This is a genomic window from Labrys okinawensis (assembly GCF_002982075.1).
Classification (GTDB): domain Bacteria; phylum Pseudomonadota; class Alphaproteobacteria; order Rhizobiales; family Labraceae; genus Labrys; species Labrys okinawensis_A.
In genome coordinates, this window is sequence record NZ_PUEJ01000010.1 from 227,213 (window position 1) to 238,483 (window position 11,271).

The 11,271-nt window shown below is 64.5% G+C and carries 9 protein-coding genes; 3 read left to right on the forward strand and 6 right to left on the reverse strand.

The genetic code is table 11. From position 1 onward, the window contains the following. Positions 1 to 16 precede the first annotated feature (16 nt). On the forward strand, positions 17 to 733 hold the full coding sequence (lexA, locus tag C5L14_RS24385) for a transcriptional repressor LexA (RefSeq protein WP_105864660.1): 717 nt from the start codon (positions 17 to 19) through the stop codon (positions 731 to 733). 76 nt (positions 734 to 809) lie between these two features. Here lexA and C5L14_RS24390 read toward each other — a convergent pair whose 3' ends face one another. Further along, positions 810 to 3,032 (reverse strand): ComEC/Rec2 family competence protein, encoded by a 2,223-nt coding sequence (locus tag C5L14_RS24390; protein ID WP_105864661.1) that lies wholly within the window; start codon positions 3,030 to 3,032, stop codon positions 810 to 812. A gap of 223 nt (positions 3,033 to 3,255) precedes the next feature. Between C5L14_RS24390 and gltX the strand changes: the two genes are divergently transcribed. Both gltX and gltA read left to right on the forward strand, forming a co-directional pair. Beyond that, positions 3,256 to 4,686: a glutamate--tRNA ligase gene (gltX, locus tag C5L14_RS24395; RefSeq protein ID WP_105864662.1), complete on the forward strand. Its 1,431-nt coding sequence runs from the start codon at positions 3,256 to 3,258 to the stop codon at positions 4,684 to 4,686. A 304-nt stretch (positions 4,687 to 4,990) separates the two neighbouring features. After that, positions 4,991 to 6,283 (forward strand): citrate synthase, encoded by a 1,293-nt coding sequence (gltA, locus tag C5L14_RS24400; protein ID WP_105864663.1) that lies wholly within the window; start codon positions 4,991 to 4,993, stop codon positions 6,281 to 6,283. Positions 6,284 to 6,358: 75 nt separating this feature from the next. Here the strand turns inward: gltA and lpxB are convergent, their stop codons facing one another. From lpxB to lpxD, 5 genes are all read right to left on the reverse strand, one after another. After that, positions 6,359 to 7,531 carry a lipid-A-disaccharide synthase gene (gene lpxB / locus C5L14_RS24405; RefSeq protein ID WP_428832654.1) on the reverse strand — a complete coding sequence of 391 codons (1,173 nt, stop codon included), beginning with the start codon at positions 7,529 to 7,531 and terminating at the stop codon, positions 6,359 to 6,361. After that, on the reverse strand, positions 7,531 to 8,421 hold the full coding sequence (locus tag C5L14_RS24410; RefSeq protein WP_146127015.1) for an LpxI family protein: 891 nt from the start codon (positions 8,419 to 8,421) through the stop codon (positions 7,531 to 7,533). The genes lpxB and C5L14_RS24410 overlap by 1 nt, the downstream gene beginning before the upstream one ends. Further along, positions 8,418 to 9,257, reverse strand: coding sequence for an acyl-ACP--UDP-N-acetylglucosamine O-acyltransferase (lpxA, locus tag C5L14_RS24415; RefSeq protein ID WP_181161314.1), 840 nt, complete (start codon positions 9,255 to 9,257; stop codon positions 8,418 to 8,420). The genes C5L14_RS24410 and lpxA overlap by 4 nt, the downstream gene beginning before the upstream one ends. Further along, on the reverse strand, positions 9,257 to 9,721 hold the full coding sequence (gene fabZ, locus C5L14_RS24420; protein WP_105864667.1) for a 3-hydroxyacyl-ACP dehydratase FabZ: 465 nt from the start codon (positions 9,719 to 9,721) through the stop codon (positions 9,257 to 9,259). Before fabZ ends, lpxA begins: the two co-directional genes overlap by 1 nt. A 225-nt stretch (positions 9,722 to 9,946) precedes the next feature. Beyond that, positions 9,947 to 11,023, reverse strand: coding sequence for a UDP-3-O-(3-hydroxymyristoyl)glucosamine N-acyltransferase (gene lpxD / locus C5L14_RS24425; protein WP_105864668.1), 1,077 nt, complete (start codon positions 11,021 to 11,023; stop codon positions 9,947 to 9,949). Positions 11,024 to 11,271: the final 248 nt, after the last annotated feature.

The window sequence follows — 11,271 nt, forward strand, 5'->3', positions numbered from 1 at the left end:
CCACGACGGGATAGCCATGCTGACCAAGAAACAACATGAATTGCTTCGGTTCATTCATGAGCGCCTGAAGGAACAGGGCGTGCCTCCCTCCTTCGACGAAATGAAGGAGGCGCTGGACCTCAGGTCCAAGTCCGGCATTCACCGCCTGATCATGGCGCTGGAGGAGCGCGGCTTCATTCGGCGCCTGCCCAACCGCGCCCGTGCGCTGGAAGTGGTCCGCATGCCCGAATCCGCCGTTCCCGGCGGCCTGTCATTGGCCACCTCTCAGCGCGGCTTCCGCCCCAATGTGATCGAAGGCAACCTCGGCAAGGTCCGCCCCGTGAGGCCCGAAATGGACGACGAGGTCGGTCGGCCTGTCCTCGTTCCCGTGATGGGGCGTATCGCAGCCGGCACGCCGGTCTCCGCCATCCAGTCCAAGAGCCACACCATCAGCGTCACGCCGGAAATGCTGTCTTCCGGCGATCATTTCGCCCTGGAGGTGCGCGGCGATTCCATGATCGAGGCCGGTATCTTCGACAATGATACCGTGCTCATCCGCCGCCAGGACCACGCCGATACCGGCGATATCGTCGTGGCGCTGATCGACGATGAGGAAGCCACGCTCAAACGCCTGCGCAAGCGCGGTGCCTCCATCGCGCTGGAAGCCGCCAACCCGGCCTATGAAACGCGTATCTTCGGGCCTGACCGGGTGCAGATCCAGGGCAAGCTGGTCGGCTTGTTCCGTCGCTATTGAGAGAGGCTGACATCCGGACTTGCCGGCGATGAGCGCGCTTCGCGCGATCACGAGCCGCAGCATGGGCGAAATCGCGTCAATTATCGGTTTCCGGGGCGATGCTATCGAGGGGAGAATCTCCCGCCGGGGCTTGCAGCGCCGGTTGAGGCGGGGACTTCGGCGGTGGGGTCACCCGGCCCGGTGCCCAGGGACGGGATGCTTGCGGATCGCGGGCCATGACGAGCCGCCAGCGTGGACCGATGTCACCGCTCGGCGGCGGCTCCGCATAAAGCGCGATCGAGCCGGCCGATCGGATCAAATCGCGATCCATCACAATCCCTGTGGCGGCACAGCGTGAGCCGATCGGAATCGGTCCTGCCAGGACGCTGACGCGTCCGCAGTCTTCCTCGGCGGCGTTGCTGGTCTTGTCGAGCATGAAGACCCCGCCTCCTTCGATGGGGGCTGAACACCCTTCGCTGTCGCATAGGCGCTGCGACGCCAGGCTCGGATCCTCCGGCTTGCGCCGATCGCCCATGGCGAGCAGCCATTGCTGAACCGTGAAGGCATCCGATCGCTGCGCCAGCATGGTCAGCCGATCACCCTGGCGGACGAGGGCCGCATAGCCGTTTGCACCATACAAGGCCGCCGGCAGCGGCGCCGTTGCGGCCAAGGCAACGCCTCCGCCAAGCGGCACCAGGGCCAGCAAAGCCAGGCGCGTGCGCAGGATGGTCAGCAGCACCAGCGCCAGCGCGAAAAGGCCGAGGGCAGCGGCGGAAAATTGCGGCAGCACGAGGTCGGAGCCAGGCCAGGTAGCCACCGAACGAGCCACCTGCATGAACAGGCCGACTGCCCAGCCCATCGCCTGCCAGAGCGGAGCGCCATAACCGAACGGCTCGGCAACCAGCGCCAGCATGGCCAGCGGCATGATCAGGAAGGAGACGATCGGCGTTGCGACGAGGTTGGAGGCCAGCGACTGCAGGGTGAGGCGGTGAAAATGAAAAGCCGAGAACGGCGCCGTGGCGAGCGAGGCGACGATCGTCGTCAGCATCATGGCAAGAACCACGGTCACCGCGCCGCCGATGGCCCTTTCCCACGCCATTGCGGATTTCTCCCGCTTGCGCCGGCTCCATTGCTCATGCGCGGTCACCAGCATCGCAACCGCCGCGAAGGACATCTGGAAGCTCGGCCCCAGAAGTTGCTCCGGCGTGGTCACCAGCACGAAGCTCGCGGCCAGAGCAACGTTGCGCCGGGTGATGGCATTCCGCCCCAGGGTGACGGCCAGCAGCACGATGGACGTCATCAGGAAGGAGCGGACCGTCGCGACCTCGGCACCGGAAAACAGCGTATAGGCAGCGGCCGGCAGCAGCGAGAGCAGCGCTGCGAGTTCCTTCGTGCCCCGATAGAGCACGATACGGCGGGACAAGGCCAGCACAGCGCGGATGAGCCCGAACAGCCCGCCCGCAAACAACGCCATATGGAGGCCGGAGATCGAAACGACGTGATAGAGACCGGAAGCGCGCAGCGCGTCATTGGCGTCGCCGGGTATCTGGCCGCGCTTACCGGTAACCTGGGAAGCGGCAATGGCGCCGTTCTCGCCCTGTATCGTCTCGACGATGCGCCGGGTCAGATCGTTGCGCTGCCGGTCGATCCAGATATTCAAGGCCTCCGCCCAGCTTGCCTCGACCGGACTGGCCGCGGGCGAAATCTTTCCCGCCGCGAAACCGACCCCGCCAATGCCGTCGAAGAAAGCATCGCGTGCAAAGTCATAGCCGCCGGGCAAGGCCGGTGGCGGCGGCGGTCGCATGACGGCCTTGAGGCTGATGCTGTCGCCGGCCTGGATTTCGCTGCCCTTGCGGACCGTGAGCCGGATGCGGCCCGGCATGGCGGCAGGTTCGAGTTTCTCCACCGAGACCGGCCTGATGACGATGCGGGCACTGCCGCCCAGCCGAGGCTCCACCGAAAGGACGAGACCGGTGACGGTTCCCGCCATCGAGCGCGAAAGTTGCGGCGCGGCAACGCTCAGCGTGCGCAGCTTGGCGGCGCAAAAGCCGGCCCCCGCGGCCGTCAGACAGATCAGGCCGACATGCAGCCACCAGCGTCCCCGCACGCCATAGGCAAGACAGGCTGCACCCACGGTAAGAAACATGGGAACAACAAGACCAGGCTCTTCCGGTGCTGCGAAATAGGCAATCACACCCAGGCCGAGAAAAACCGGAACGACGAGAGCAAGCTCGAAGGCGGCCATCTCCGCCGCAAGCCCGGTTGCCAGCCAGGACAACAGCCGCTGCAGGCCCTGCCCGAACAAGATGCCGCCGGGCAACGCCAATCCCGGCTGCCCCGGCCTTCTCCCGAGAACCCCAACCCGCGCGCGGCCTCGATCATTCCCAGGCAAAGGTGCCCCCGCCGCTACCGCCCGATGAAACCCTGTGCTAAAGCCCCAAGCTTATTGATGTGAACCGGGTTAGCCAAGGGCTTCCATTTTACGCCTCTATGCTCCTCCGCTCTGGCTTCGCTCTCCCAGCCTTTTGGAATTGCCAACTTCGATGTCCACTCCTGTCGTTACCCGCTTTGCTCCCTCCCCCACGGGCTTCCTCCATATCGGCGGCGGCCGCACGGCGCTGTTCAATTGGCTCTATGCCAGGGCCAAGGGCGGCAAGATGCTGCTGCGTATCGAGGACACCGATCGAGAGCGCTCGACCGATGCCGCCATCGCCGCCATTCTGGACGGGCTTGCCTGGCTTGGCCTCGACTGGGATGGAGACCCGATCTTCCAGTTCGCCCGCGCGGCCCGCCACCGCGAGGTCGCCGAATCCATGCTCGCCCAGGGCAAGGCCTATTATTGCTACGCCACGCAGCAGGAGCTCGAGGAGATGCGCGAGCTCGCCCGCAAGGAAGGGCGGCCGCCACGCTATGACGGTCGCTGGCGCGACCGCGACCCTGCGACGGCCCCCAAGGACGTCAAGCCGGTCATCCGCCTTCGTGCGCCGACCGAAGGCGAGACCGTTATCCACGACGACGTACAGGGCACCGTGCGCTGGGCCAACAAGGATCTCGACGACTTGGTGCTGCTGCGCTCGGACGGTACGCCGACCTACATGCTCGCCGTGGTGGTCGACGACCATGACATGGGCATCACTCACATCATTCGCGGCGACGATCATCTCACCAATGCCGCCCGCCAGAAGCAGATCTATGAAGCCATGGGGTGGGAGGTGCCGCACATGGCGCATATCCCGCTGATCCACGGCCCCGACGGCGCCAAGCTCTCCAAGCGCCATGGCGCCCTCGGCGTCGATGCCTATCGCGCCATGGGTTATCTGCCGGCGGCCATGCGCAACTATCTGGTGCGCCTGTCCTGGAGCCACGGCGACCAGGAAGTGTTCACCACCAAGGAGATGATCGAGCATTTCGATACGGGCGCGATCGGCAAATCGGCCGCACGCTTCGATTTCAAGAAGCTCGAAAATCTCAACGGTCTCTATATGCGCAACTCGACGGACGAGGAATTGCTCGCCGCCATCGACCAGTTGCTGCCACATATCCCGGATGGCCCGGGGCTCGCTGCCCAGCTTGCTGCCGACAATGGCGCCAAGCGTTCCCAGTTGCTCGCCGCCATGCCTGGCCTCAAGGAGCGGGCCAAGACGCTGGTGGAATTGCTGGACGGCGCCAATTTCCTATTCGTCGCGCGGCCTCTGCCTTTGGACGACAAGGCCAAGGCCATGCTCAGCGAGGAAGCGCGGGCGACCATCGCCATGCTGGTGCCGCGTTTCGAGGCCCTGAGCGAGTGGAATGCCACGGCAACCGAGGCTACGGTACGGGCGGCAGCCGAGGAAACCGGCGCCAAGCTCGGCTCACTCGCCCAGCCGCTGCGCGCCGCCCTCACCGGCCGTACGACCTCCCCGCCCGTCTTCGACGTGCTGGCCGTTCTCGGCCGGGAGGAGAGCTTGGCCCGCCTCAGGGACCAGGCTGGCTGAGACCAAGCGCCGCATGATCAACGTTGCCTATCCGGCGGATTTCGCGCAATAGGTGTCGTTTTCGCAGCTTTGACGCGAAAGTTTTGAAAAGCTTTCGCGTCCAGGTAGCCCGATCACCGGAAGCCCGCGACCGGGGGATTGAGCCCAAGGCCGAACCGTCGGTTCGCCTCTTCGTCATTCTTGCGGCATTGCAGCAAATGGTCTACCCAACAGCGACGGATCGGCGATACGTAGGCCTTACTTGAGCCGGGGGGCTCCTTTCTGGCCAGGGCGTGACCGCGTATTTCCGTACAAGGAGGATTGCATGAGCGGTAACACGGCGACTCTGACTATTGGTGACAAGGCAATCGAATTGCCAACCAAGAGCGGCTCCGTTGGTCCGACGGTTGTTGATATTGCGCCCCTTTATAAGCATACGGGCATGTTTACCTACGATCCGGGCTTCACCTCGACGGCGAGCTGTGAATCTCAGATCACCTATATCGATGGCGATGAGGGCGTGCTGCTTTATCGCGGCTACCCGATCGAGCAACTCGCCGAGCATGGCGACTTCCTCGAGACCTGCTATCTGCTGCTCTATGGCGAGTTGCCGACGGCCGCTCAGAAGGCGGACTTCGACTACCGCGTCACGCGCCACACCATGGTGCATGAGCAGATGGCCCGCTTCTTCCAGGGCTTCCGGCGTGACGCTCATCCGATGGCGGTGATGGTCGCCTCGGTCGGTGCCCTCTCGGCCTTCTATCACGACTCCACCGACATCTCCGACCCGCATCAGCGCATGATCTCGTCGATGCGGCTGATCGCCAAGATGCCGACCCTGGCTGCGATGGCCTACAAATACACCATCGGCCAGCCCTTCGTGTATCCGCAGAACAATCTGGACTATCCGTCCAACTTCCTGCGCATGTGCTTTTCGGTTCCCTGCGAGGACTACAAGCCCAACCCGATCCTGGCACGCGCTCTCGATCGCATCTTCATCCTGCACGCCGATCACGAGCAGAACGCCTCGACCTCGACAGTCCGTCTCGCCGGCTCCTCGGGCGCCAATCCCTTCGCCTGCATCGCGGCCGGCATCGCCTGCTTGTGGGGACCCGCGCATGGCGGCGCGAACGAGGCTGCGCTCAAGATGCTGCAGGAAATCGGCACCGTCGACCGCATCCCGCAATACATCGCCAAGGCCAAGGACAAGAACGATCCGTTCCGCCTGATGGGCTTCGGCCACCGCGTCTACAAGAACTACGATCCGCGCGCCAAGATCATGCAGCGCACGACGCATGAAGTGCTCAACGAGCTCGGCCACAAGGACGACCCGCTGCTCGAGGTAGCGCTGGAGCTCGAGCGCATCGCCCTGCACGACGAGTACTTCATCGAGAAGAAGCTCTATCCGAACATCGATTTCTATTCGGGCATCACGCTCAAGGCGATGGGCTTCCCGACCTCGATGTTCACCGTGCTGTTCGCGCTCGCCCGTACGGTTGGCTGGATCGCTCAGTGGAAGGAGATGATCGAGGATCCTTCCCAGAAGATCGGCCGCCCGCGCCAGCTCTACACCGGCGCAGCCCGCCGCGATTATGTTTCGCCGGCCCAGCGCCGCTGAATAGCAAAGGGCGGATCCTCGGATCCGCCCTTCTCATTGCAGTCGCTGCGCTTCCAGCCGACGCGCCCGCCCCTCTCACCTCGCCTTGGCGGCAATGGTCTCCAGCACGATGCGGGCTGCTCGTTGCGAGGGTGTCTCTCCCACGACCTGCATGCGCTGATCGATCTCGCTGAAGGCCTGCATCTGGGCGCGCCGTTCGTCCGTATCCCCAAGCAATCCCGCCATCAGACCGGCCAGGCGATCCGGCACGACCTCTTCCTGAAAGAGTTCGGGCACGGCCGGTCGATCGAGAATCAGATTGGGCAGCAGGAAGAAGCGCCCCTTCACCAGACGCCGGGCCAGGAAGGCCTCCCAGGCGGGAAAGCGGTAGGTGCCGATCATCGGCACCTGCGCCAGGGCCAGTTCGAGCGTCACCGTACCCGATGCCGCCAGCGCAGCCCGCGCCCGGCGGAAGGCCGCATATTTCTCATCCGCATCGGTGATGATGCGCGGCTTCGTAGCCCAGCTGGCCGTCACCTGCCGCAGGCGTTCGGCATGGCGCGGTACCGTTGGCAACACCGCATCGAAAGGCCCGCTCCTGGCCGACAACAGCTCGATCGTCCGGCCGAAATCTTCGGTGAGCAGCCCCACTTCGCTCGAACGGCTGCCGGGGAGCACCAACAGCAACGGCCGTGCCCCCTGCCGGATCGCCTCCTCCTCGGCGTTGGGCCGCAACTCATCGAGGCGCTCCATCAAGGGGTGGCCGACATAGGAGCAAGGCGGACCATTCAACCGGCGATAGGCTTCGGGCTCGAAGGGCAACAAAGCGAGCACATGGTCGACATAGGCCCGCATCGACACGGCCCGGCCCGGGCGCCAGGCCCAGACGCTGGGCGAAACATAGTTGACGATCGGCAGGTGCGGCAGACGCCGGCGCACGCGCTTGGCGACGGCGTGGGTGAAATCCGGGCTGTCGATGATCACCATGCCATCGGGCGGGTCGGCGACGATGGCGTCGATCACCTGCCAGGCTCGCCGGTAGATCGTGGGAAAACGTCCGATCACCGCAGCAAAACCCATCACCGCAATGTCGTCGAGAGGAAACAGGCTTGCCATACCCTCCCGCGTCATGGCGGGGCCGGCCGTGCCCTTGAACACCACGGGCCTACCGGCCTGCGCCCGCAAGGCCTGCATCAGCTTGAAGCCGAGCTGGTCACCGGAATGTTCGCCGACGACGATGGCGATCTTCAAAGGCCGATCCGTCATCATCATACCCCGACAAGGAACAGGTTGGCCGCGTCGGCCGCCGCGATGGTGGCATCCCGCTCCAGCACGAGAACATTGCCCGCCTCGATGGCGATGCCTGCAAGGCCGGCTTTCCTGGCAAGGCGTACCGTGCGCGGTCCGATTCCCGGCAGGTCGGCCCTGAAATCCTGTTCCGGCTTGGCCGCCTTCACCAGCACCCCGCCATCCTGCTCGGCCACGGGCGGGCGGCCATGGCGCAGCAGGCGGCCGAACAGGCCAGGCCGGCGCAACAGGGCAACGCGCCTTATCATGTTATCCGTGCCTTCGGCGGCTTCGACGGCCAGCACACGCTTTTGTGCGACGATCACCCCTTGGCCGATGTCGTCCGCCCCCATGGCGGCAAGAGCACGCCGTCCGATCGCGATCCCTTCGAGTTCGGCCGGACTGGGCGATAAATGGCCGAGCGTTCCCACAGGCGCCATCAATGACGGCGCCACGTCACGAACGCCGACGACCGCATAGCCGTGCTTCTCCAGGAACGCGATCACGCCCCGCAGGAGATTGTCGTCCCCGCCTTCGAGCACGTTGCGGATTTCTTCGAGGTGCCGAACGGCCTGGATGCCGGAGCGCACCATGCCGAGCCCCGGCCGATGCACGGCGCCGGCCAGAATCACCCGGTCTGCACCGGCCCGCGATAATTCCTGCAGAACCCCCTTCGGATCGATCAGGCTGACGGGATATTGGGCGTAGCTGGCAAAATCGGCGTCGGCAAAGCCCTTCAGGGGTAGGATCGCGACCGCTTCCCCCCGCCCCGCCGCCTCTGCCGCAATCTCAGCCGGCAAACGCCCTGCCCCGGCAATGATCGCCAAAGCGGGCCTGGCCATCACCGTTCCGGCAGCAGGCGGCGCGCTCACGCCTCGCTGCCTGCGAGATCACGCGCCGACGCATCACGCGGCGTCACCAGGGCACGCTCGCCACCGCCGGCGCGCACGAAATCGACAATCTCCATCACCGCCGTCTGATCGGCGAAAGCCTCGGCGACTTTCTCCACCCGCTCCTTCAGCGTCCCGCCGGAGGAAAACAGCATGCGATAGGCATGACGCAGGGCATGGATCTGCTCCCGGCCAAAGCCGCGGCGTTTCAGGCCGATGATGTTGAGACCGGCCAAGCTGGCCCGATCACCCAGGGCCATGCCGAAGGGGATCAGATCGTTCTCGACGCCGGACAGGCCGCCGACGAAAGCGTGTGCGCCGACGCGCGCGAACTGGATCACCGCCGCGGCGCCCCCCAGAATGGCATAGTCGCCGACCGAGACATGGCCGGCCAGCAGGACGCCATTGGAGAGAATGATGTTGTTGCCGAGCCTGCAATCATGCCCGACATGGGAATTGGCCAGAAAGGCGCAGCGGTCGCCGACCACGGTATGCATGCCGCCGCCGCTGGTGCCGGGATTCATCGTCACCCCTTCACGGATCAGGCAATCACTGCCGATGGTGAGATCCGAGGGTTCGCCGGCATATTTGAGATCCTGAGGCTGATGCCCCAGCGAGGCGAAGGGAAACACCTTGGTGCGCGCACCGATGCTGGTACGCCCGGCGACGACGACATGCGAATGCAAGGTGACACCGTCAGCCAATGCCACCTCCGGCCCGACGACGCAGAACGGGCCAATGCTGACGCCCTCGCCAAGCTTCGCCCCCGCCTCGACGATGGCGGTGGGATGAATGGTCTGTTGAGCCCCCCCCGCCATTATTCAGTAACCAGCATGGCGGAAACCACGGCCTCGGCAACCGTGACGCCGTCGACCTTGGCTTCCCCCTTGTACCACCACATGTTGCGGCGGTTCTTCAGCTTGGTCAGGTGCAGACGCATCTGATCGCCCGGCGTGACCGGCTTGCGGAAACGGCATTCGTCGATGGTCATGAAATAAACGACCTTGGGCCTGGCCTTGCCTTCCGTGCTGAGCACGCAGATTGCACCGGCCGTCTGGGCCATCGCTTCGATCACCAGCACGCCCGGCATCACAGGCTGCTCGGGGAAGTGGCCAGTGAAATGCGGCTCGTTGAAGGTGACGTTCTTGATGCCGACGGCGGAATTGTCGCCGTCGATCTCGACGATGCGGTCCACGAGCAGGAAGGGATAGCGATGCGGCAGCAGCGTCAAGAGCTTGCCGATATCTGCAGTTTCCAGCGTTCCAGGGGTTGCTTCACTCATATATGTCTCATTTCCTGAACCGGCCCGGCCTTCGGCCAGGCGCTAAAGCCAAACTCGATATCGCCTTCAAAAGCGTTTTCCGACCCGACCGGTTTGGAAAACGCGTCTGTCCCCCAGAAATCAAGAGCAAAACGCGTTTCACCGCTTTTTTGCCCCCCACGCCTCCTTCCGGGGCCAATCCAAAGGGTTGGTCTTCCCCCGGCTTCCGTGAAATGGCAAGGCGCCTCAGGCGGTGGATCCCCCATCCGTTCCCTGCCCCGACCGAACCCGCGACGATTTGACCAGCTTCTTGAGCAAGGCCAGCTCGCGGGCATAATCTCCCAGAGGCTGGGCGGGGGTGCCGCCCATGCGCGCGCCTGGAGGCACATCATCCTTGACGTTGGCGGCGCCGGCGATCTGGGCACCCATGCCGATACGGATATGCCCGACCGTCGCGGAGGCGCCGCCCATCACCACGAAATCCTCCAGGACCGTCGAGCCGGAGATTCCGACCTTGGACACCAGCACGCAGTGCCGGCCGACCATGACGTTGTGGGCGATCTGCACCTGATTGTCGATCTTGGTACCCTCGCCGATGATGGTATCGCGGTTGGCGCCACGGTCGATGGTTGTGCAGGCGCCGATTTCGACATCGTCCTGCACCACGACACGGCCAACCTGCGGCACCTTGAGATGGCCGCGCGGCCCCATCGAAAAGCCGAAGCCGTCCTGGCCAAGGCAAGCCCCGGCATGGATGATGACGCGATTGCCGATCAGGGAGTGCTGGATCACCGCATTGGGGCTGATCGAGCAGTCGCGCCCGATCCGGACATCCGGGCCGATCACAGCATTGGCGCCGACGATGGTGCCGGCCCCGATTTCCGCTCGCGGTCCGATGACGGCCCCAGGATCGACTGTCACACCGATCTCCAGTCTCGCCTCGGGATGCACGACGGCCCCCGGCGAAATACCCTTGGCCCCGAAGAAGGATTGCGGGCGCGCCGCATCCGGGAACAGGGCCATGCCGATCTGGGCAAAGGCGCGATAGGGCTCGCGGGCCACCAGCAGGGGCGCATTCTTCGGAGCGCGATCGACGAATTTAGGCGAGATCAGGATGACCGCTGCCTTGGATGTTTCCAGCATCGGCAGATAATGCGGATTCTCAAGGAAGCTCAGATCGCCTTCCCCGGCATGATCGAGCGGCGCCACGCGTTCGACCGACAGGTCCAGCGACAGGCCGGGCACCGGCTCGGCTCCGGTGAGTTCGACGATATCGGCAACGGTGAGGCGGTTGCGCGCGTGAAAGAATACCGGATCCGTCATCAAGTCCACGCTACGGTCAGCCCCTCCAAATCCGGTTTCGAGTGGCTGCTCCGAAACCGGTGATCTTTGCCATCATGAATAAACCAGTCCCTTTGCAAAAGCGTTACCGGCCTGGACATTCATCCGCCAGCCCATACACGATGAAGGGGGCGCGATGCAAAACACCGAATATTTCCGTTCGTTGCGGCATCCGACAAGTGCCGCCCCTGTGAACAAAAAACCGGCCGGCCCCAAGGGACCGGCCGGCC